Genomic DNA, 19,808 nt, shown 5'->3' on the forward strand with positions numbered 1-19,808 from the left:
CGCCGAGGTAAACTGAGAAGAGGCTCCGCCCCCGAGTGCCGACCCGTGCTCGGGGGCGGAGCCACCTTCGGTTGCCCCGCAAAAATCGGAGAATTTTGCAAATGTCGTGGGTCGAGCAGATCTTGGAAGCGGTCGGCCGTGGGTCGGAAAATGTGCACGTCGACTGGCCGGCGGTGGAGTCGGAACTGGGCACGCCGCTTCCGACGGACTTCAAGCAGTTGTGCGAGGTGTTCGGTAGGGGTGAGTTCAACGGCTTTTTGTATCTCTACGCGTCCAAGGGTGGTAGCCATCTGGAGGTGATCGACAACCTGCGACGGCTAAATCGCGCGCTCGAGCGATTTCCCGAGTCCGAGAGTGTTTACGAGCCCTATCGGATCTACGCCCCCGGTAAAGGGGGGCTCATCAGGTGGGCAGGCGCAGCGGCCGAGGGGTACGAGTACTTCTGGCTCGCGAACGACCCGGATCCAGAGAACTGGCCGATCGTCGCGCGTACGGATTGCACGGAGGAATGGCACACTTACCGGACGAGTACTTCCGAATTCGTGCACCGCATGTTGACGGATGAGGAGTTCAAGCCGTTCACCATGACTCGGTACGCGCCGTCGCCGCACTATGTGTCCTACGCCGATCCGGAGTGACGAAGCCAGTTGCGGGACAGCCCTTAGGGCCCGCCGATCCGTCGGCGGGCCCTGACTGCTTTCCGGCGGGTGCGGTCGCGAATTCCCGCGGATGCGGCCGGCGCACCGCACGGCCCGTTGTGCCCGAAATGTCCGGTGCCTGGTTTTCGGCGGCGCGGCCGTTGTATAACCGGCCGACTCGAAGCGCGGCGCTGTTCGGTCGCGCTGTCCGACGAGCAGAAGGACTTTCCGTGCTGGACTCATTCCGTGGCTGTTCGCCCGAGCGGTCCACTGCCGCCGGTCCCGGTGGCAGGGGGTGGTGAACGTGGAAATGCCCATCCTCGGTGACCTGTTGGAGGCGTCGGCACCCGAGCGCATACCCGTCGACTGGGACGCGGTCGAGGCATGGCTCGGCGTCGGGCTGCCCGCCGACTACAAGGCCCTCGCGGCGTATGGACCGCTCGACATCGGCGAGTTCATCTGGCTGCACACCCCTTGTGCACAGGACGGCAGACACGACTACGGCTCCTGGCTGAAGTCGACCCACCGCAGATGCCGTGTCGCCTCCAGACGCGTCCCTCCGCATGAGCCGCCCGCCTTCTGGCCGGAGCCGGGCGGGCTGCTGGCGCTGGGGGAGACCCGGGCGACCAGCTGTCTGTTCTGGGACACATCGGCGTCCGACGACCCCGGGGCATGGCCGGTCGTCATCTTCCACCAGGACGCGGTCTACCAGGGCGTGAACCCCTGGCACAGCTATGGGACCCCGCTGGCGGAGACCCTCGTCGCGCTCCTGCGCGAAGGACTGCCGCTCCCCGGCGGCGGGAAGCTGGGGCCGCTGCCCGCCACGCTGTCGCGGACCGCTTTCCTCACCCGGGCGCGGCCCTGGACGCCGCCGAGGCCGAGGTACGACGCCGAGACCGAGGCACGCCGCCGGACCGCGCTCTCCGAGGGCGAAGGGCTGGAAGCGCTGCGGGACCTGCTGCCGCCGCCCGGGAAGCCGTATCTGGGCGACCGCGACTGGCCGTGGCTGTACGAGCAGCTGGGCACCCGGCTGCCCGCCGAGTACGTCACGCTGATGGAGACGTACGGCGGAAGCACCTGGCTGGGCTGGCTCCGCGTGGCCGCGCCGCTGGACACCGGACACGCCGGGGTCGTGGCAGAACAGTGGTACCGCAACGCCTACCGCGGGTTGCGGGCGAACTTCCCCGAGTACAACCCGCTTCCGGTCTGGCCGGAGGAGGGCGGCTTCCTGCCGTTCGCGTCGAGCATCGACGGCGACCAGATCTGCTGGCTGACGGAGGGCGACGACCCCGACGACTGGCCGCTGATCGTGGTGCCCCGGCACGCGGACCAGGGCGGGCCGCTGCCGATGGGTCTGACGGACACGCTGCTGGAGTGGCTGCGGGGGCGCTTCCGGTGGGAAGGGTTTCCGGGTTTCGACGTGGACGACGATCCGCTGGAGTTCATCAGGCTGGAGAGCTACGGGTGACCTGCCGGGCCCTCGCGTCCTGGCAGTAAGCGTGTACGGCGGTAGGCATGTGACGGGAAGGAGCGGCAGCGGTGAGCGGACATCCCCTGACGGCGGACCTCGCACGGCTCGTGCCGGAGACGGACGGCGTGGACGAGCTGATCGACTGGAGCGCGATGGAGGAGATCTGGGGGACGCGTTTCCCCGCGGACTACGTCGCCTTCATGGAGGTGTACGGAGCCGGGCAGCTCAGCGAGGAGATCGGCATCCTGATGCCCGTCCCGCGCCCCGACGCCTACTCGGACGGATCGGGGCTGGCGGGTGAGACGGCGAACGCCCGCGGCACCTGGGAGATGCTCGGCGGCAGACGGGTGCTCGACGTGGCCCCGGAGTCCATCCTGGCCTGGGGTTTCAGCAGCGGCGCGGACGTCTACGGCTGGCTGACGACGGACGACGACCCCGATCGGTGGCCCGTGCTGGTCTGCGGGCGGCACACGTCTCCCGCCTTCCAGGTCCACTCCTTCGGCATGGTCGAATTCCTGCGCAGACTGCTCGCCGATGACGGTTTCCAGGAGGAGACGATCAGTGTCGCGCTCCCGGAGGAGCCGTCCTTCGTCAACTGGCGTGAGCAGAAGCGGCGCTGGGAGGCCGGGCTCGCCCCCTGCTCGGGGGAACCGTGGGGGTAGCGCAGAACCCGGCGGAGGCCCGGTGACCGGCCCGCGTCGCGTGGGTCGGCGATCGCCCGCGCCCGACGGCATACCGTCGCACCATGAGCGAGAACTTCGTCGTGCACGAATACGACAAGCCGAAGCCGGCCGGCGGCTCGGCGGACCGGAGCAGGAACGTCCGCAGGGTCCATGTGGCACCGGCCGCCCCCGGGAATCCGGACGCTCCCGGTCCGCGGACGATGTGCGGCAAGGACACGTTCGGGATGGAGGTGGCGGCGGGGCGGCCTGCCGGGAATTCCGGCGAGCCGTGGTACGACCCCGCGTACACCGACCTGGTATGTCCCGAATGCGACCTCGTCATGGAGGTCTGACGGGCGGGGCGCCGTGTCACGGGGTCCCGGGTACGCGGCCCCTGGTGTCGGATCCGCTGGGTAAGGTGGTCGACCGGCTCGAGGCGGAGTGGAGGAGTCCGTTCAGCGGCTGGGCGCGTCGTCGCGCGCGGCCGTGCGAGCCCGGGGCGCCGTGGGAGTTCCTGGAAGTTCCCTCGTGCCGCCTCGATGAGGCCCGGCTGCTCCGGGCCACGGACGAAGAGGGATGTGTGGAGGCGTACGACGGGGAGCTCGGCGTCACCGTCGCGCGTGCTCAGCAGGGGGATGAGGACGCGTTCGCACGGGTGTACCGGCTGGTGCAGCCCGGGCTGGTCGGCTACCTCCGGGGACTGGTCGGCGACGAGGCCGAGGACGTGGCGTCCGAGGCCTGGCTGGAGATAGCCCGCGATCTGGGCCGGTTCCGCGGGGACGGTCCCGGCTTCAGAGGCTGGACCGCTACGATCGCCCGGCACCGGGCGCTGGACCATCTGCGCAAGCGGCGGCGGCGTCCGCAGACGTCGCTCCTGGAGCAGGACATGCTCGAGATCCCCGGTGGGACGGACACCGCTGACGCCGCTCTGGAGTCCGTGTCCACCGCGCAGGCGATCGCGCTCATCAGGGGTCTGCCCCAGGACCAGGCCGAGGCCGTGCTGCTGCGGGTCGTGGTCGGTCTTGACGGGCCCGCGGCCGCGCGGGTGCTGGGCAAGCGCCCCGGGGCCGTACGGTCCGCCGCGCACCGGGGGCTGAAGAGACTGGCCGAACGAGTGGCACAAGCGGGCGGTGGGCCGCGTGCACCACGCCGCGCGGTGAAGGACGAGACGACATGAGACCGGAACGGGAAGAGCCCCGCACCCCAGAGCTGGAAGCGCTGTTCGAGGCGGCGCGCCGTCCCGGTGCGCCCGGTCCGGCGGCCCAGGACCGGGCACTCGCGGCCTTTCGCGCGGCGCGCGACGCGGGACTGCACACCGTGCCCGTGCCGTGGTGGCGACGCCGGCGCCAGGACGACTGGCGTCCTGACGGTGAGCGGCGTCGCGGCCGTCTGGTCGTCAGGGCCCTGGTCGCGGCGCTCGTCGCGGGGACCCTGGGCGGCGTGGCCGTCGCGGCGGGCACCGGTACCATCCCCTCGCCGTTCGACGGCGGTGACAAGCCCGGATCCGGCGTCCCCCACCCGGCTCGGAGCGGCGGGACCGAAGGGACGCGGCCGCCGGGCGCCTCGGTCCTCCCGTCGCCATCCGGCGGTCCCGACGGGCGCGGTCGCGGGCCGGGGGGAGCGGCGTCGGCGGCGGACGTCGCGCATTGCCGCGCCTATCTGGCCTCGCTGGACCGCAAGGGCGTACCGCCCCGCAGTGAGGCGGCGGCGCGCCTGGAGGAGAAGGCCGGCGGTCCTGAGGCGGTACGGGCCTGGTGTGAGGAACTGATCGCCTCCGAACAGCGGGAGCGGCAGAAGCAGGAGAAGCGGCAGGGGCAGGAGCCGGGCTCCGGTGCGGGGCAGGGCGGCGCTCCGAAGGACGACTCCGGCGCCGCGAAGTCTTCCAAGGCGCCGGAGGAGCCGTCGGCCGCCGACCAGTCGGGTGTCGACCAGCCGGATGTCCAGGCGCCGGCCGTCGACCAGCAGGACACCGAACAGGGGAAGCCGGCCGGCCGCGCCGGGTGACCCGGCCCGTGACGAGGCTCATCCCAGGGCGGTTCCACGGGCCCCGGTAGCCCGTTATGCCCTCTACGTCGTGAATGCGCGTCGCCTGGTTTTCGGGCGCGGCGGCCGTGTATAACCGGTCGGCCGTGTCGCGCGGCCGTGATGTACCGCGCCCTCCTGACGACCCGAGGATCACTTCGTGCTGCCCTTGAAGCGCCCTGTTTCTGTGGTTATGTCCGTCATCGGTGCCGTGGTGCTGATGTCGGCCTGCGGGAGTCAGGAGGCCGTCGACTCCGCCGGGTCCTTCGTGTCACCCACGGCCGACGTCGCGCGGGAGCCCAAGGACGGAGCCGGTGCCTCCCCGTCGGCGAGCACGTCCCCGTCCGCATCCGTGTCCGGCTCGGCGTCGCCTTCGGCCTCCGCGTCCACCACCGGATCCGCGTCCGCGTCGGCGCGGGGCTCCGCGCCGGCGTCCGTCACCGCGGGCGCCCGGGCCGGTGGCGGCAGCGGCGCGGACGGGGCGGGAACGGGGCAGGGGGCCGCCGCCGCGCCGGCCGCCCCGAAGTTCCCCGTGCCCGTCGACGTCGGCAACGCCACACAGATCGTGACGGTGAAGGCGAGCGGCTCGTACGCCACCGTCACGGCCTGGTCCAAGGGCTCGTCCGGCTGGAAGGCGGTCATCTCCGACAGCGGCCGCGTCGGGTCGAACGGTGTCGTCGACGGGGCCACCCGCCGGCAGAACACGTACACCACGCCGTCCGGCACGTACACGATCACCCAGGGCTTCGGCGTGGAGTCCAGCGGTACCGCCATGCCGTACACGAAGGTCAACTCCAGTCACTGGTGGGTCCAGGACCCGGAGTCGAAGTTCTACAACTCGATGCGCACCGAGGTGGGCGCGGACTTCCCGCTCACCGAGGCGGGCGAGCGCGGCAGCGAACACCTCGTCGACCACCCCACCCAGTACGCCAAGGCGCTGGTCGTCGACTTCAACAGGTGGCCCGCCGTGCCGGGCCGGGGAGCGGGGATCTTCCTGCACGTCAACGGCAGCGGGGCGACCGCGGGATGCGTCTCGGTGCCGCGGGCGACGATGGACCGGATCATGGGGTGGATCAGCCCGTCGGCGCATCCACGCATCGCGATCGGCTGATCGCGCCCACGGCAAACAGGGAGAGAGCTCGGTGCCGAACCGGGGGAGGCCGTACACGCGGCGACGGTGCTCGATGTGAGGGCCGTCACACGGTCTCCCCGTGATGGTCGTGGCATCGCCGTCGCTGGGTCAGACATGGACAGCGACTTCGCCACCATGCCCGGCGCGCAGGGCATACGCGTGTACGTCACCCGGTTCGTCGGGCAGCTGACGGCGAGGAACCGGCTGCCGCTCGACTACTCCGTCGCCAGTCTGCGGATCGTCGACTTCGTCGTCGACGGGCTGCGCCGTGGCCACTCCGAACGGGCGCAGGTTCAAGAAGTCCTGAGCGGTCTCGGGGCGTACGTCGGCGAGGTGATGGTGCGCAGGGCCGGCGGGAAGTGGGTCGATTTCGACGCCGAGCAGCGGGAGTACTTCGGGCAGCCCATCGGAGTCAGGATGCCCGACGGCCGGGTCTGGAATCCGCTGGGCAAGGTGGTCAACCGATACGAGACGGGTCCGGAGGAGTCGGTCCAGCGGCTCTATCTGACGCTGCACGGCCGCGCCGGCCGGAAGGTGCCGTGCTGAGGGTGCGCTGAGGTCGGTGCGGGGCGGGCCGGGTTGGGAGAGGTCCCGCTGCCCGCGGTCAGACCTCGTAGCGGACGGCCAGGGTCCGTACGGTCTCGGCGATACGGTCGCGGAGTTCGGCCGGTGCCATGACCTCGACGTCGCTGCCGAGCCGCAGGAACTCTCCGTGGGCGTGGTCGATCGATTCGATGGGCACCCGGGTCTCCGTCCATCCGTCACCCGCGGCTGTCACACCGAGACGGCGGGCGCCCTCCGGGGTGAGCCGCACCCGTGCCTCCCCGGTGTGCAGCCGGGCGCGGAAATCGGACACGTAGCCGTTCCAGTGCGTGGACAGGTCGAACCCGTCCGGGATGACGGACTCTTCTTCCAGGGGCCGGAGTTCGAGGATCTGGTCGACGCGGTAGGTGCGGATTCCGGATGGCCCGCCGGCGACCAGGTACCAGCGGCCCGCCTTGAGCACCAGCCCGTACGGTTCCACCCGCCGCTCGATCTCCTCCGGTGCCCGCCAGCGCCGGTAGCGCAGGACCACTGCCCGCAGCTCCCACACCGCGGTGGCGACCGCGGCCAAGTGGGGCGTGCGGTCGGCGTCGCCATACCAGCCGGGTGCATCGAGGAGGAAGCGTTCCTGGATCCGCCCCGCGTGCTCGCGCAGCTCCGCCGGGAGGGCGGCCCGCAACTTGAGCTGGGCGGTGGCGAGCGCCTCGCCGAGCCCGAGCTCGGCGGCGGTGCCGGGGAGTGCGGCGAGGAACGCGGCCTGGGCCTCGTCCGCGGTCAGTCCGGTGAGACGGGTCCGGTAGCCCTCGACCAGCCGGTAGCCGCCCGCGTGTCCGGCGTCGCCGTACAGCGGGATACCGGCGCCGGCGAGCGCCTCGACGTCCCGGTAGACCGTCCGGACGGAGACCTCCAGTTCCTCGGCCAGCTGCCGGGCCGTCATCCGGCCCCGGTTCTGCAGCAGCAGAAGCAGGGTGACCAGTCGGCTCGCGCGCATGCCGCCCAGTATCCACTGACAGTGGATGTCAGTGGAGTGTTCCTAACCTGCGGCGCATGAACGACTTCGACTTTCAGCACCGCGCCCGGGACAGGGCCGACCGCCGTCCCACCGCGCCGCTCGGCTCGCGCCCCGGCACTTGGGAGCAGGAGTTCCCCGCCGGCGGCCGCACCTGGGGGCTCAACCGGACCATGGACTTCACCCGCACCGGGCGGGCAGACGTATGAGGATCGTCGAATTCCGGCAGTACACCCTGCATCCGGGAAGCCGGGAGACGCTGATCGACCTGTTCGAGCGTGAGTTCGTGACCGGTCAGCAGGCGGCCGGCATCACCGTCGGCAGCCGTTTCCGCGACCTGGACGATCCGAACCGCTTCGTCTGGATGCGCGCCTTCCCCGACATGGTGCACCGCCGGCGCGCGCTGGAGGCGTTCTACACCGGTCCGGTCTGGCTGAAGCACCGCGACGCCGCCAATGCCACCATGGTCGACAGCGACGACGTCCTGCTGCTGCGTGGCCCGGGCTTCGCACCGGAGCCGGGCATTCGCGAGATGGTCGCGACGATCTGCCTGCCGCCCGACGCGGCCGCCTTCGACGCGTACGCCGCCCGGCACCTGTCCCCGGGCCATGCGCTGCAGCGCACCGAGCACGCCGAGAACGATTTTCCCCGCTTGCCCGTCCGCACCGGGGAGGACGTACGGGTGTGGTTCGGCCCGGCCGAGCCGCCCCCCTGGCCGGTCCGGCGGCTGCGGCTGGAACCCGTGACCGCGTAGGTCCTGTCCGGGCGACCTTCCCGGGTCCGCGTCGCGGCGGGTGTGCAGGTGCACCGGCCCAACGCGTTGGCCCGGGAGTCATCCGCGGCGGCGGTGTTCGCGAGCGCCGCGAACATGGTGAGCGCGTGTTCAAGTGCTGCCCCAAGTGCCTTCCCGCGCACGCACTTTGGCCTGAAGTCCGCACAACCGGCCACACCTGCACGCCCACGACCGGATCGGGGCTTCCCTTCCCGGGGGCGTCAACTATAGTTACGCGCAACGAGCGCAACTATAGTTACGCCCGACCGAGGGGGTGCGGCATTGGTGGAACAGGGAGTTGGGCCCGAAGAGCAGGAGACGGCCCGACCGGTTCCCGTCCCCGGCCCCGGTGCTCCCTTCAGCGACCGCCTCAACTTCCTGTTCGACCGGGTGCGTCCTCCGGGGGCGGAGGAATACACGAACGCCCATGTGGCCCGCACGATCTCGTCGTACGGGGAGGACGGTTACACACGCGCCCACATCAGCCTGCTCCGCGCGGGCAAGCGGACCCCGACCATCACCATCGTGCCGCTCCTCGCCCGCTTCTTCGGCGTGGAGGCCGCCTACTTCGTCGAGGACGAGGTCACGCGGAAGATCACGACGCAGTTCGAGATCCTGCGGAAGCTGAAGGAGGGCGGGGTCGAACAGATCGCGCTCCGGTCGATGGGCGTGTCCGCCGCCGGTCAGCGCAAGGTCCTGGCCGCGCTCGAAGCCGTACGCAGGGAGGAAGGCCTGCCCGACGACCCCGCAAGGGACCTGCCGTGAGCAGCGACCGGTGTCTTCAGGAGAGGGGGAAGCTCCATGTGGCTCAGCCGTCGTAACCGCGGAACAGGCCGCGAGGCCGACGCAGCTGCCGATGAAGTCGAGCGCCGGAGCAGGGAGTTCGTCGAGAGCCTCGGCCTGCCCGCCGTCGACAGCGTCCTGGAACTGGTGCCGTTCATGGAGGAACGCCTCGGCCGGTCGATCCGGCTCATGCCGTTCGCCTCGGACCCCGCCGACCCCGACTCCCTGGACGCCTCCGCCCCGTGCGGGCTCTGGCTCGCCACCGCGGACACCGACTACGTCTTCTACGACACCGCCATCAGCCGGGCACACGCCGAGATCATCGTGGGCCACGAGTTCGGCCACATGCTCAAGCGCCACCGGGGCAACGCACCGGTCGACGCGGGCAGCCTCGGCGGTCTGATCACCGACATCGACCCCGCCACGGTGCAGCTCGTCCTGGGGCGGACCCGCTACAACGAACCGGAGGAGTTCGAGGCCGAGATGCTGGGGTCTCTTCTGCAGGAACACGTGAGCGCGTCCCGGACACGGGACGCCAGGGAAGCCGACCCGATAGCCCGCACGTTGCTGCGCTGACGGAAGCCGACGGAAGCCGACGGAACAGAGCCCCGTGAAAGACATCCTCCACCCCCTCTGCCTCGCCATCGCCGGCACCGGGTTCCTCGTCCTCGTGCGTGACCTGGGCAGGAGCCGCCGCGACCCGGCGCTCGTCGCCCTGGCCTTCACCTACGGTTTCTCCGCGCTCAGTTACGCCGTCTCCCTCACCTGGGTGTGGGTACGCGTCGACGGCCTCTTCGGCGTCCCGAACATCGTCGTGCCGATCGCCCAGGGCTTCGTGATCGTCGTCCTCGCCCTCCAGGCGACCGTCCTCGCCCACTGGTCCCGCCCGCACGACGAAGCCCGCCGCCGCAGCCGCCTCCTGCTGGTCGCGGCCCTGGCGGTCATCGTCGCCATGGCGGTGCTGTTCGCGTCGCTCACCCCGGCCACCACCAGACCCACCGACTTCTCCCTCTACTACGCGCACGACCCGGCCTTCCAGACCTATGTGCTGCTGTACTTCGGCACGTACAGCGTCGCCGAGACCTATCTGGCGGTGTCCTGCTGGACGTACGCGCGCAGAGCCACCAACCGGTCGATCGCCTTCAGCCTGCGCCTCGTGACCGGCGGAGCGGTCATCACCCTCGGGTACAGCGGCATCCGGATCGCCGGCATCATCGGGGCGGAGGCGGGGTTCAGCGTCAGACACCTCAACGACTTCGCCTGGGCCTGCGGGGACATCGGTGCCACGCTCACCCAGATCGGCTACCTCATCCCCACCGTCGCCCGGCGTGCCGCCGACGTCCGCGGCTGGGCCACCGCACACCTCCGCTACCGGCGCCTCGGCCCGTTGTGGTCCGCACTCGACCAGGCCGACCCCGGCATCACCCTGCGCCGCCCGGCCCGCCAGGGTCAGGACGTGCTGCGCGGCCGCAGCGCCCACTTCCCCCTGCTGCGCCGCCGGGTCGAGATCCGCCAGGGTCAGAAACTGATGCGCCGCTACCTCGACCCGGTCGTACGGGCCCGGGCGGAGACCCGCCGCGCGTCCGAAGGGCTCTCGGGAGCCGCACTCGTCGCTGCGGTCACCGCAGACCAGATCCGCGCCGCCCTCATCCGGCACGCGGCGGACGAACCCGTCGACAGCCCCGCCGAGTTCGCCGACGCCGACCTCTCCCTCGCCACCACGGAGGACGAACTTCTGCACCTCGAGCGGGTCGCCGCGTACTTCACACCCCCCGCGAGCGAGCGCCGCAACGCTTCCGACGTCCGCAGCGCCACCACAGGAGCCCGTTCGTGATCCTTCGTCGCACCCTGCTCATCGCCTCCATGGCCGTTGCCGCGGCGGCGTCCATGGCCACCATGTCCGCGGCCGCCCGCCCCCGCACGGGTGCCGCGACGCCCCCGCGCACCACCGGCCTGCACCTGGCACCCGCCCGCGAACAGCTCGCCGCGCTGCGCCGGCGCACGATCACCAGCCGCGCCCTGCTGGAGCAGTATCTGCGGCACATCGCCGAGACCGATCCCGGCCTCAACGCCGTCATCACCCTGGACGCCGACGGCGCACGCGCGGCGGCCGACGAGGCCGACCGCCATCTGGCCACGACGGGCAAGCCGATCGGCCCCCTCCACGGCCTGCCCCTCACGGTCAAGGACGCCTTGGAGACGAAGGGCCTGCGCACCGCCTGCGGCTCCCCCGACCTCACCGACCACGTCCCCGACCGGGACGCGGACGCCGTCGCTCGCCTGCGCTCAGCCGGAGCCGTCATCGTCGGCAAGACGAACGTCCCGGTCATGTGCCAGGACCTGCAGACCTCGAACCCGGTCTTCGGCACGACCAGGAACCCGTACGACGAGACGAAGACCCCGGGCGGATCCTCCGGAGGGCCGTCGGTCGCCGTCGCCTCGGGCATGACGAGCGTCGAGATCGGTTCCGACCTCGCGGGCTCCCTCCGCCTCCCGGCCGCCTACTGCGGTGTGTACGCGCTGCGCCCGAGCGGGGGCATCGTCCCCACCCGCGGACACATCCCCCGGCCACCGGGCTGGCTCACCACCTCCGACATGCTCACCCTCGGCCCGATCGCCCGGAACGCCGACGATCTCGAGGTCCTTCTCGACGTCCTGGCCGCCCCTGCCCCGGCCGAGGCAGCCGCCTGGCGGATCGACCTCCCCGCTCCACGGCGCGGCCGGCTCGCGGACTACCGCTTCGGAACGTGGCGGGACGACCCGTACTGCCACGCCGACGAGGACATCCGCCGGATCCTCGACCAGATCTCCGGGCTCCTGCGCTCCGAGGGCGCGACCGTCGACCACGACACACGGCCCGTGGACTTCGCCGGCAGCGACAAGCTGTTCCAGCGCCTCATGTTCGCCACGGCGAGCGCCACGGCCACCGACGCAGGCTTCGCCGATGACATCGCGGCAGCCGACGAGATCCCCGCCGACGACCCGAGCGGCCTGTTCCTGCACTCGCGCACCATGCGCCACCGGGACTGGCTGCGCGCGAACGAGGAACGCGAGCAACTGCGCGGCCGCTGGGCCGACTACTTCGCCACCCACGACGTCCTCATCACACCGGCCGTCCCCGCCCCGTCCGTCGACGACCAGACGTCCACACCGGTCCCGGCGAGGTTCATTACCGTCGACGGCGAGAAGCGCCCGTACTTCGACCAGACGGCCTGGCTGAACCTGGCGGGCCCCGTGGGTCTCCCGGCCGTCGTCATGCCCGCGGGCAAGACCGCCGGCGGACTGCCGCTGGCCGTCCAGATCATCGGCCCGTACCTCGCCGATCGCTCGGTGATCGACGTGGCCAGGCATCTGGCCCGGCACCTTCCCGGCCCCGCCCAGCCGCCCGCGTCCACCGCGTGACCGGGCGCCCATGACCGGGCTCGCTCTGCCCCCACGGGGGTGGGGCGGGGCGAGCCCGCACAGCGGAGGGGGCCGGGCCGGGTGAACCGGCATGGCCGCAGCGGCAGTTGAGGTGCGAAACCCTGCCGCACGTTCGTGTGTTTTTCGTGTGCGCCTGTGGGCCGGAGTAGGGGTCCCGACGTGCGTCCTCCTACGCTGAGGGCGGCCAGAGCGGCCGGACATGCTGCTGGGTTGTGATCAAGGGGGATCATGTCGTTCGACGAGGAGTGGGCGTCGGCCGTCGCCGCTGCGAAGGCGAATGCGGGCACGCGGCTGAATTCGTTGGACGGGGGCTCGCCGGGTGGCGTCGGGGCTGCGGACTACAAGGTCACGTCCCCGGATCTGAAGGCCGTCGGGAACGAGGCCCAGATGCTGTACCACTGGTTCGAGTCGGATGCCTTCCATGCGGGCGCCACGACCGACACGGCGTCCACCAGCCTGGACGCGGACGGGTTTCTGACGGGTTCGGCTCTGTGGACCGCCTGGGACACCTGGCGTACGCAATGCGAGACGCTGCTGAGTGCCTGCGCGCACATCCACAATCACCTCGAGGACACGGTCAGCACCCATGGGAAGGCCGAGGAAGTCCTCGTGACCAACTTCTCCATGGCCGAGATCGACAAGCACTTCAGGTGACGTGGGGGCGCACGTGTTGACATTCGATCAGGTCCTGCACGCGAAACTCGGCAGCCTCAAGGAGGCGGTCACGGACTGGTCCGAGACGGTCACCAAGTTGACCGAGACCGAGGACAAGGCGGTGAACGGCCTGCTCAAGAAGGCTGAGAAGGCCGAATGGGCGGGCGAGAACGCGGGTGTGACCCAGGCTTTCGTGAAGAAGACGGCCAAGGAGTTCGGAGACGCGCTCAAGGAAGCGACGAGCATCAGGAACATCCTGAGGGACGCCCACAACGAGTTCCAGGCGGCCAAGAAGGACCTGGAGAAGCTCGTCGAGGACGCTCCCGGCAATGGAGGCGCTCTCCCATAACCCCGAAGCGGCGACGAACACCTTCGATGACAAGTCCGTGCTCGAGCATGTGCTCCAGAGTGCGAAATACACGGAGCGTGGCGCGTCAGTGGGAGTCGCGCTGGAGGCGGCGGTTACGGGGGTTGGGGACGGGGAGAGGTCCTGGCCCAAGCCACACAGTCAAACGCAGGTCGAGATCATGACGAACGTCATGCATGCCGTCGCGCAGCCGGATGGAGGCTCGGATCTCGTGAAAGCGGGGATGGGGGAAAGTCTTGGCGACATGGCAAGCTCTTATATGCCGGAGATCAGTCGCTCCCTAGCCGGCCCTGGTACGGAATCGATCTTGCTCACCAATGGTCCCGCACACGGCGAACTCGGCACGACGGACACGAAACGGTTCCTGTACGAGGTCTCCAAAGACCCCATGGGTAGAGCCGGCATTATCGTCGGTGAAGGCGTCTACACGTCAAGCCTTCTTGAAGCCCATATAGCTAACCCGACTCTGCATATCACGGTTGCCGAGAGTGCTGGGGTTATCGAGGGCATCGTGGCGCATTCGAATGCGGATACTGAAATCTCTGATGCGCTCGGTGTCGAAAAGGACCAGAACGACGCCTTGAAGAGTAAGAGTGACTTCCTCAAGTCCGTCATCGCTGCAGGTGTGGGGGTGGGCACCGTTGCCCTTGTTCCTGCGGGTCCGGCCGGTGCCGCAGCGGGAGCGGCGGCTAGTGGGTTCTTCGGTGGGGTCGCTGGTATGGCTGTTGACCGGATCGCGGAAGGGCAGCAGGCGCAGGGTGCGTTGGACAGATCCCTGTATTCCTCTGGCCTGAGCCTTGAAGCGTCGCAGAAATCCGCACTTTTGCAGACACAGCAGTCGGCGCTAGACGCAATCGAAAGGCATGATTCCCAGCTGAAGCCCGAGGCGACGAGGAATCTTATCCGCGACGCGCTGAATGAGGGACGGCACACCAGCGATGGAATGCTGGAGGACACCCATGCCCGTCCGAGTGCATAGGTTGGGAGCAGGAGTGACACAGCCCGCACGATTGGACCGGAAGAGGCAAGCGATAGCCGCCGTCGTCGGCTGTCTCGTTGCTGTCGGAGGGGTGTTCGGCTACATAGAGGTCTTTACCAAGGGGCTCGACCGACTGCCTGACAGGCCTTGTGCGGGGGCGGTGGAACGAGCAACCGCGGCCAGTGCGCTGCCAGCTGCGCGGAAGGCCAAGGAGCGGGGGCGGCTCACCTCGTCCAGTGACGGGGACTTCACGTTCTGGTGTTATGTGCGCACCGATGACTCCACGATCTCTGGCGAGGCGCAATCTCGCGATGCTTCCGTGAATAACTGGCTTCGTTTTTACGAGGGGCAGCAGGACGGCAAGCCCGTTACGGCATCGGCTGGGGATGTGAAGGTCCTCGCACTGCCCAACCTCGCATCGGTCTATGTTCCTTGCACGCCACCGCGTAAGAAGGCCGACAAGGCGCTCCAGTCGTTCTCGCTGGTGGTGGAGGCGAGGACCATCGGGGAAACCCGCGTCGAAGGCGCTGAGCTCCGCCAGGTGCTGATGGACTTCGCCTATCAGCTGGCCAAGCACGCGTACGCGGCCGGTGAGTGCCTGGAGTCGCGGAAGTTCCCCGCGGAACTACCTCGGCTCAAAGCCAACTGAACCTGCTCTGAGCTCGACAGCCATGGAGTGCCAGCGCCACGCTGCGCGTATCGCTGACGGGGACTGGCCGCCCGAGGTAACTCGGGTGGCCAGGACGCCTTCTGCGGTTACGCCTTGACGGCGGTGACGAAGGCGGACCAGGCTCCGGCGGGGATCACGAGGACGGGGCCGTCGGGCACCTTGGAGTCGCGTACGGGGACGACACCGGGGAGGCCGTCGGCTACCTCGACGCAGTCTCCGCCGCTGCCGTTGCTGTGGCTGCTCTTACGCCAGCGGGCGGCACCCAGGAAGCCTTCCGCGACCTCGAGGCAGGCTCCACCGTCGCCGTTGCTGTGGCTGCTCTTGCGCCAGACCGCCGTGCTCAAGTCAATGTGGTTGCTTGCCATTTCGGAAATCCTCAGCCGCTTCCTCGATCAGGGCCTGGGACGCCTTGGGTGACAGTGCGGCGGCCCTGAGCCGATCGTATGCCTTGCGATACAGCTTCACGAGCGCTGGATCGTCGATAGTGTCGCCGCTGTACTGAGCTTCGGTGTACACCAAGGGCGGGGCGTCCGGGAAGGTCATGATGATGGCCATCCCCATCATGAGCGGGTGCGCGCCGCAGTTCCACGGCAGGATCTGTGGAACGATCCGTCGGCGCGTCGCCAACGCCGCGATGCGATCCAGCTGTTCGGCCATCTCCTCTGCCGGGAGAATCGACTGGCGCAACAGCTGCTCGGGCAGGATCGTCCAGTACTCCGGTGTGTGGTGGTCGTCCTCGAACAGTCGGGCCCTCCCCAGCCGAGCGTTGACCTTCACCTCCACCGCCTCGTCGGGCGCTGTCGGATGCGTCGCCCGCACCACCGCGCGCGCGTACGGCTCCGTCTGCAGCAGCCCGGGAATGAGCGTCGGACTCCAATCCTCGATCGTCTCCGCGTGCTGTTCCGCCTCCAGCACCCGCTCGAAGTACTTCGCGTGCCCCCGCCGCCTCGCCCGCCCCACGTCCTCGCAGCAGCGCCGGAAGAAGCCGTCGGTCTTCAGCACCCGGTCGACGTGTTCCGCCAGCTCCGCCGGCATACGGCGCTCCCCGCGTTCGATCTCGCTGAGGTGGCTCTGCCCGTAGAAGCTGCCCTCCACCAGCTGCTGGAGGGTGAGCCCGGCCTGCTCCCGCTGGAAGCGCAGCTCCTTGCCGTAGAAGGTGGGGACGCCCGCCGAGCCGTCGATGTCCTTGCGCCGTGCCATCGTTCACCGCCTGGTGCTGTTACCCGACCGTTCCCGGTGATTCCCGCGGGGTCCCAACCGCGCCACACATGCACGCCGTTCACGTACGGGAATCCAAACCCTTCCCACGGTAAGCCCTTTCACGTCACTGTGTGCGTGATTCGTCACAGAGCGCACAGGAAAGGCGTACCCCCATGCACGACGACACCGGAGCCGACGAGTGCACCGCACAGCTCCGTGCCGCCCTCGCCGCCCACGGCATCACGCTGCCGTCCCTCGGCGTCGATCTGCCGAGTTTCGCGGACCGTTCCGGCAGTCCGCCGCTCATCGCGCTCGGCAACTGCAATCTGACCACCGCCCACGCGCTGGTTGCCGCGCTGCGCGCGGGAGCCGCCCGATGAGTGCGACGCCGCCGCTGACCCTGGAGCTCCTCGCCACACCGAAGGCCGTGCCCGAGGTCCGTCACGCTGTGCGTGCCCACATCGGCGGCTCCTGCGGCGATCTCCAGCTGTGCGTCAGCGAACTGCTCACCAACGTCGTCCGCCATCTCGGCGAGGGCGTGCCGGTGGCCGTCCGCGTCTCCCGTGGCGACGGCGGCCGTATCCGGCTGGAGGTCACGGATCCCGACTCCCGGGCTCTGCCCGTCGTGTGCCGGGCCACCGGCGGCGACGAGACGGGCAGAGGGCTCGCTCTGCTCGATGCCCTGGCTGTGCGCTGGGGCGTGGAGCAGGGCCCCGGCACCAAGACCGTCTGGTGTGAACTGCCGGACGGCGAGGCTGGGTTCCCCTCACCGGTAAGGCCACGAAAGAGCGCTGCCGCCCACCCGGGTTCCGGGTGAGCGGCAGCGTCAGCAGGGGTCCCGGCGGGGCCGGGGCCCCCTTACTTCAGATAGACGAGCCCGTCGGTCGTCACCGTCGGACGGCCCGTGGTACCGACCACCACGATTTTGACGGTGTGCTTGGCGGACGTCGTCCAGGTCTTCGTCCAGATCGCGTCCCGGTACTTGGTGGTGGTGGACTTGAGGTCCACCGTCGCCACCTTCACCCCGTCCACGTAGACGTACGCCTGACCCGACGTCGATGCGCGGGAGACCACCCAGGCCGCGGAACGGCCGGTGAACGTCCATGTCAGGGAGGCGTTCTTCGTCGCGCTGGAGTACGAGGCGCTGCCGAGGTAGCTGGTGGACGAGCGAGTGGACCAGGTACCGCTGCGCACGGCGGAGGACTCCTGGAGGATCACCGGTGTGCCGGACACGGAGGCGGCCGCGGTGTTGCCCGCCTGGTCGTAGGCCGTCATGTTCCAGGCCGTGGCCACACCGGACTTGGCGGTGTGAGCGGCGCTCGCGACCGTGGGGCCGTACGTCTTCGCGAGCGGCGCGGTCAGCCGCACTTCCTTCAGCGCCGCGCTGTCGCTCGCCTTCCAGGACAGGGTGAGCGGCACGGCCGTGGTACTCACCGTGCCCGTGCGCAGCGCGAGCGAGGGCTTCGTCGTGAAGGTGGGTACGGTGGTCTCGGCGATCACCGTGGCCGCCGCGGAGGTGGCCGTCTTCCCGGACTGGTGGGTCGCCCGGACCGTCACCTTGTGGGTGCCGGCCGTCAGTGTCGCCTTCGCCGAGGTGGCCGAGCCCGCGGCCGACGCCACGACCTTGTCGTCGACGAGGAGTTCGTACGTGCTGATCAGCGAGCTGGGGGTGGAGGCCGACCAGCCGACCGTGATGCCGGCCTTGGTGTAGTACGTCGTGCCGGACAGACCGGCGCCGGTGACGGACTTGATGGCGAGTCCGGTGACCGGGCCCGCCGCCAGGTTGCGGATGGTGCCGAGCTGGGCGTAGAGCGAGTTACCGGGGCACTGGGTGTTGAAACCGTCGCGGTGGCCGTGGATCGTGGGCAGCGTCATCTGGGCGCCCTTGGCCCACGTCTTGCCGAAGTAGTTCTGGCCGCTGTCGCCGGCGGTGAGCGTCGTGGTCCCGGTCGGGCTGACGCCGTACTGGCCCAGCTTCCAGGCGGCGACCCGGGCCACCGACGTCAGGGCCGCCTGGGGCGGAGCGGTGTCGGTGTAGGTGCCGAGGACCGAGATGCCGGTCGTCTCGGTGTTGAAGCCGTAGGCGTGCGCGCCGAGCACGGGCAGGTCGGCGCCGCCCTTGCGGCCCTCGTAGACCGTGCCGCACTTGTCGACGAGGAAGTTGTAGCCGATGTCTTTCCAGCCCAGCTGCTTCACGTGGTACGTGTAGATGCCCCGCACCACCGCCGGGGCTTCGGCGCAGGTGTAGGTGTTGCTCTCGGCCGTGTGGTGGACCACGACGGCCTTGATCTTCTCGCCGGGGAGGTAGCCCGGCTCCTCCGGACTGATCGATTCGTCCGCTCCCCATTCCGCCCGTGAGGTGATCGGCGGGCGCGGGACGGTGGACGGCGGCGCGGTCGGGACACTGGCCGTGGGGGTCGGCGAGGACGAAGAGGAGGCCGAGGGAGAGGCCGTTTCGCCCGGTCCGGTGGACTCCGAGGGCGAGGCGCTCGTCGACGGCGTATCCGACGGCTGGTCGGTCGACGCCGGGGTGGTCGGCTCGTCGGCCGGTGCCGACGAGGAGGCCGGGGGCGGGGTGTCCTGCGGAGCGGGCGGCTCCGACGAGGCAGTCGGGGTCGCGCTCTCGTCCACGGTGAACGCGGCGGGGTCCATTCCCGTGACGCTTCCCCGGCCGGGGTCGACCATGTCCAGGCGCAGCCCGGCCGGGAGCTTCGACGAGGTCTTCCCGTCCGCCGTGACCCGGACCTCCACGCCGTCGGACGGGCCCACCCACGCGGGGTCGGTCCCGCCGCGGCGCGCCGTGCTCTCCCCGGGGCCGCTGTCGCCGCCGAGCTTCAGCCAGTGCGACCACTTGCCGGAGCCCACCGCGCGGGTGCGGGCCTCCACGGTGCCGGTGACACGTGCGGCCGGATCGGTCCAGGTGACACCGAGCATGCTGAACGGCTCGGTGTCGCGCTCGCCGAGCGAGGCGCTGCGACCGTCGCCGTCCACGTCCAAGTCATTCGTTCGGGATATGGCCTTGGGCGATCCGGCCTTTCCCTCCGTCCCGGCGTCGGCCCATGGCAGGCCGGTCACTCCCTGGAAGACGAGCACTCCGGCGAGTCCGGCCACCGCGGTGGCACTGGTGACCCAGATGCGGCGAGATCTCATGAAAGGTACGTATTCCCTACGTTCACTGTGGTACGGGCGGATGTTAAATGGGTCGAGCATCTACCTCAGCGCACAGGGGCCGGGATTCATCACACCCCGCGTGCCGCAAGGGGGCTGACAGAGCGTCACATTCGCGGGCCGACGGGGCTCGGCGGGCCCGGAGAGGGGCGGAGGGGAGCGGAGGTGCCGCAAGCGTGGCTGCGGCGAAAGGTCCTTTGCGGTGCCGGGACGCCGCGGTCGTCAACCACCACCACCTGCCGCTGACCCGGGCGTTCGACGGCGGCACGCTGTCCTCTTCGGACGGGCAGCGGTTGTCGAATCATCCGAATACGC

24 protein-coding genes are annotated in these 19,808 nt (G+C 69.9%); 20 read left to right on the plus strand and 4 right to left on the minus strand.

The features are described 5' to 3' along the window. Window positions 1-101 precede the first annotated feature (101 nt). From ACTWOL_RS23140 to ACTWOL_RS23175, 8 genes are all read left to right on the plus strand, one after another. A complete protein-coding gene (locus ACTWOL_RS23140) occupies window positions 102-638 on the plus strand; it encodes an SMI1/KNR4 family protein (RefSeq protein ID WP_474298666.1) in 537 nt (178 codons plus the stop codon). A 310-nt stretch (window positions 639-948) separates the two neighbouring features. Further along, entirely contained in the window at window positions 949-2,106 is a 1,158-nt protein-coding gene (locus ACTWOL_RS23145; protein ID WP_474301239.1) for an SMI1/KNR4 family protein, read from the plus strand. A 71-nt stretch (window positions 2,107-2,177) separates the two neighbouring features. Beyond that, window positions 2,178-2,771, plus strand: coding sequence for an SMI1/KNR4 family protein (locus tag ACTWOL_RS23150; protein ID WP_474298667.1), 594 nt, complete (start codon window positions 2,178-2,180; stop codon window positions 2,769-2,771). Window positions 2,772-2,854: 83 nt separating this feature from the next. Next, complete coding sequence (locus ACTWOL_RS23155; protein ID WP_474298668.1) at window positions 2,855-3,124, plus strand: hypothetical protein; 270 nt, start codon at window positions 2,855-2,857, stop codon at window positions 3,122-3,124. A 44-nt stretch (window positions 3,125-3,168) separates the two neighbouring features. Continuing rightward, window positions 3,169-3,948, plus strand: a complete 780-nt coding sequence (locus tag ACTWOL_RS23160; protein ID WP_474298669.1) for an RNA polymerase sigma factor — start codon at window positions 3,169-3,171, stop codon at window positions 3,946-3,948. Further along, on the plus strand, window positions 3,945-4,775 hold the full coding sequence (locus ACTWOL_RS23165) for a hypothetical protein (protein ID WP_474298670.1): 831 nt from the start codon (window positions 3,945-3,947) through the stop codon (window positions 4,773-4,775). The genes ACTWOL_RS23160 and ACTWOL_RS23165 overlap by 4 nt, the downstream gene beginning before the upstream one ends. A 211-nt stretch (window positions 4,776-4,986) precedes the next feature. After that, window positions 4,987-5,904: a L,D-transpeptidase family protein gene (locus tag ACTWOL_RS23170; RefSeq protein WP_474298671.1), complete on the plus strand. Its 918-nt coding sequence runs from the start codon at window positions 4,987-4,989 to the stop codon at window positions 5,902-5,904. A gap of 135 nt (window positions 5,905-6,039) precedes the next feature. After that, on the plus strand, window positions 6,040-6,471 hold the full coding sequence (locus ACTWOL_RS23175; RefSeq protein WP_474298672.1) for a hypothetical protein: 432 nt from the start codon (window positions 6,040-6,042) through the stop codon (window positions 6,469-6,471). 58 nt (window positions 6,472-6,529) lie between these two features. Here the strand turns inward: ACTWOL_RS23175 and ACTWOL_RS23180 are convergent, their stop codons facing one another. Next, window positions 6,530-7,459 carry a helix-turn-helix transcriptional regulator gene (locus ACTWOL_RS23180; protein ID WP_474298673.1) on the minus strand — a complete coding sequence of 310 codons (930 nt, stop codon included), beginning with the start codon at window positions 7,457-7,459 and terminating at the stop codon, window positions 6,530-6,532. 56 nt (window positions 7,460-7,515) lie between these two features. Here ACTWOL_RS23180 and ACTWOL_RS23185 point away from each other — a divergent pair, with 56 nt between their 5' ends. From ACTWOL_RS23185 to ACTWOL_RS23230, 10 genes are all read left to right on the plus strand, one after another. After that, window positions 7,516-7,686 carry a hypothetical protein gene (locus ACTWOL_RS23185; protein ID WP_474298674.1) on the plus strand — a complete coding sequence of 57 codons (171 nt, stop codon included), beginning with the start codon at window positions 7,516-7,518 and terminating at the stop codon, window positions 7,684-7,686. Then, window positions 7,683-8,231: an NIPSNAP family protein gene (locus tag ACTWOL_RS23190; RefSeq protein WP_474298675.1), complete on the plus strand. Its 549-nt coding sequence runs from the start codon at window positions 7,683-7,685 to the stop codon at window positions 8,229-8,231. Before ACTWOL_RS23185 ends, ACTWOL_RS23190 begins: the two co-directional genes overlap by 4 nt. A 303-nt stretch (window positions 8,232-8,534) precedes the next feature. Continuing rightward, entirely contained in the window at window positions 8,535-9,014 is a 480-nt protein-coding gene (locus tag ACTWOL_RS23195; protein WP_474298676.1) for an XRE family transcriptional regulator, read from the plus strand. A 36-nt stretch (window positions 9,015-9,050) separates the two neighbouring features. Further along, window positions 9,051-9,608, plus strand: a complete 558-nt coding sequence (locus tag ACTWOL_RS23200) for a hypothetical protein (RefSeq protein WP_474298677.1) — start codon at window positions 9,051-9,053, stop codon at window positions 9,606-9,608. Between the two features lie 34 nt (window positions 9,609-9,642). Further along, window positions 9,643-10,866, plus strand: coding sequence for an MAB_1171c family putative transporter (locus ACTWOL_RS23205; RefSeq protein WP_474298678.1), 1,224 nt, complete (start codon window positions 9,643-9,645; stop codon window positions 10,864-10,866). Beyond that, complete coding sequence (locus ACTWOL_RS23210) at window positions 10,863-12,434, plus strand: amidase (RefSeq protein ID WP_474298679.1); 1,572 nt, start codon at window positions 10,863-10,865, stop codon at window positions 12,432-12,434. Before ACTWOL_RS23205 ends, ACTWOL_RS23210 begins: the two co-directional genes overlap by 4 nt. Before the next feature lie 249 nt (window positions 12,435-12,683). Further along, window positions 12,684-13,109, plus strand: coding sequence for a hypothetical protein (locus tag ACTWOL_RS23215; protein ID WP_474298680.1), 426 nt, complete (start codon window positions 12,684-12,686; stop codon window positions 13,107-13,109). A gap of 13 nt (window positions 13,110-13,122) precedes the next feature. Continuing rightward, window positions 13,123-13,458 carry a hypothetical protein gene (locus ACTWOL_RS23220; RefSeq protein ID WP_474298681.1) on the plus strand — a complete coding sequence of 112 codons (336 nt, stop codon included), beginning with the start codon at window positions 13,123-13,125 and terminating at the stop codon, window positions 13,456-13,458. Then, the gene (locus tag ACTWOL_RS23225) at window positions 13,439-14,455 is read left to right on the plus strand and encodes a hypothetical protein (protein WP_474298682.1); all 1,017 of its coding nucleotides are present in this window, start codon (window positions 13,439-13,441) and stop codon (window positions 14,453-14,455) included. The genes ACTWOL_RS23220 and ACTWOL_RS23225 overlap by 20 nt, the downstream gene beginning before the upstream one ends. 91 nt (window positions 14,456-14,546) lie before the next feature. Continuing rightward, entirely contained in the window at window positions 14,547-15,104 is a 558-nt protein-coding gene (locus tag ACTWOL_RS23230) for a hypothetical protein (RefSeq protein ID WP_474298683.1), read from the plus strand. A 107-nt stretch (window positions 15,105-15,211) separates the two neighbouring features. Here ACTWOL_RS23230 and ACTWOL_RS23235 read toward each other — a convergent pair whose 3' ends face one another. Continuing rightward, the gene (locus tag ACTWOL_RS23235) at window positions 15,212-15,490 is read right to left on the minus strand and encodes a DUF397 domain-containing protein (protein WP_474298684.1); all 279 of its coding nucleotides are present in this window, start codon (window positions 15,488-15,490) and stop codon (window positions 15,212-15,214) included. Beyond that, window positions 15,471-16,325 carry a helix-turn-helix domain-containing protein gene (locus tag ACTWOL_RS23240; RefSeq protein ID WP_474298685.1) on the minus strand — a complete coding sequence of 285 codons (855 nt, stop codon included), beginning with the start codon at window positions 16,323-16,325 and terminating at the stop codon, window positions 15,471-15,473. Before ACTWOL_RS23240 ends, ACTWOL_RS23235 begins: the two co-directional genes overlap by 20 nt. A 173-nt stretch (window positions 16,326-16,498) precedes the next feature. Between ACTWOL_RS23240 and ACTWOL_RS23245 the strand changes: the two genes are divergently transcribed. Both ACTWOL_RS23245 and ACTWOL_RS23250 read left to right on the plus strand, forming a co-directional pair. Then, complete coding sequence (locus ACTWOL_RS23245) at window positions 16,499-16,705, plus strand: hypothetical protein (protein ID WP_474298686.1); 207 nt, start codon at window positions 16,499-16,501, stop codon at window positions 16,703-16,705. Beyond that, a complete protein-coding gene (locus ACTWOL_RS23250; RefSeq protein WP_474298687.1) occupies window positions 16,702-17,142 on the plus strand; it encodes an ATP-binding protein in 441 nt (146 codons plus the stop codon). The genes ACTWOL_RS23245 and ACTWOL_RS23250 overlap by 4 nt, the downstream gene beginning before the upstream one ends. Window positions 17,143-17,183: 41 nt before the next feature. On the opposite strand, the gene ACTWOL_RS23255 is transcribed toward ACTWOL_RS23250, so the two are convergent. After that, the gene (locus ACTWOL_RS23255) at window positions 17,184-19,475 is read right to left on the minus strand and encodes a peptidoglycan recognition protein family protein (RefSeq protein WP_474298688.1); all 2,292 of its coding nucleotides are present in this window, start codon (window positions 19,473-19,475) and stop codon (window positions 17,184-17,186) included. Between the last annotated feature and the right edge of the window lie 333 nt (window positions 19,476-19,808).

The organism is Micromonospora sp. IBHARD003 (assembly GCF_056106285.1).

Excerpts from the sequence above, each read along its gene's own strand:
- ACTWOL_RS23245 (WP_474298686.1), top strand. The coding sequence starts at position 16,499 with ATGCACGACGACACCGGAGCCGACGAGTGCACCGCACAGCTCCGTGCC.
- ACTWOL_RS23175 (WP_474298672.1), top strand. The coding sequence starts at position 6,040 with ATGGACAGCGACTTCGCCACCATGCCCGGCGCGCAGGGCATACGCGTG.
- ACTWOL_RS23235 (WP_474298684.1), bottom strand. The coding sequence starts at position 15,490 with ATGGCAAGCAACCACATTGACTTGAGCACGGCGGTCTGGCGCAAGAGC.
- ACTWOL_RS23165 (WP_474298670.1), top strand. The coding sequence starts at position 3,945 with ATGAGACCGGAACGGGAAGAGCCCCGCACCCCAGAGCTGGAAGCGCTG.
- ACTWOL_RS23255 (WP_474298688.1), bottom strand. The coding sequence starts at position 19,475 with ATGAGATCTCGCCGCATCTGGGTCACCAGTGCCACCGCGGTGGCCGGA.
- ACTWOL_RS23250 (WP_474298687.1), top strand. The coding sequence starts at position 16,702 with ATGAGTGCGACGCCGCCGCTGACCCTGGAGCTCCTCGCCACACCGAAG.
- ACTWOL_RS23145 (WP_474301239.1), top strand. The coding sequence starts at position 949 with ATGCCCATCCTCGGTGACCTGTTGGAGGCGTCGGCACCCGAGCGCATA.
- ACTWOL_RS23140 (WP_474298666.1), top strand. The coding sequence starts at position 102 with ATGTCGTGGGTCGAGCAGATCTTGGAAGCGGTCGGCCGTGGGTCGGAA.
- ACTWOL_RS23215 (WP_474298680.1), top strand. The coding sequence starts at position 12,684 with ATGTCGTTCGACGAGGAGTGGGCGTCGGCCGTCGCCGCTGCGAAGGCG.
- ACTWOL_RS23185 (WP_474298674.1), top strand. The coding sequence starts at position 7,516 with ATGAACGACTTCGACTTTCAGCACCGCGCCCGGGACAGGGCCGACCGC.
- ACTWOL_RS23225 (WP_474298682.1), top strand. The coding sequence starts at position 13,439 with ATGGAGGCGCTCTCCCATAACCCCGAAGCGGCGACGAACACCTTCGAT.
- ACTWOL_RS23190 (WP_474298675.1), top strand. The coding sequence starts at position 7,683 with ATGAGGATCGTCGAATTCCGGCAGTACACCCTGCATCCGGGAAGCCGG.
- ACTWOL_RS23155 (WP_474298668.1), top strand. The coding sequence starts at position 2,855 with ATGAGCGAGAACTTCGTCGTGCACGAATACGACAAGCCGAAGCCGGCC.
- ACTWOL_RS23170 (WP_474298671.1), top strand. The coding sequence starts at position 4,987 with ATGTCCGTCATCGGTGCCGTGGTGCTGATGTCGGCCTGCGGGAGTCAG.
- ACTWOL_RS23240 (WP_474298685.1), bottom strand. The coding sequence starts at position 16,325 with ATGGCACGGCGCAAGGACATCGACGGCTCGGCGGGCGTCCCCACCTTC.
- ACTWOL_RS23180 (WP_474298673.1), bottom strand. The coding sequence starts at position 7,459 with ATGCGCGCGAGCCGACTGGTCACCCTGCTTCTGCTGCTGCAGAACCGG.
- ACTWOL_RS23200 (WP_474298677.1), top strand. The coding sequence starts at position 9,051 with ATGTGGCTCAGCCGTCGTAACCGCGGAACAGGCCGCGAGGCCGACGCA.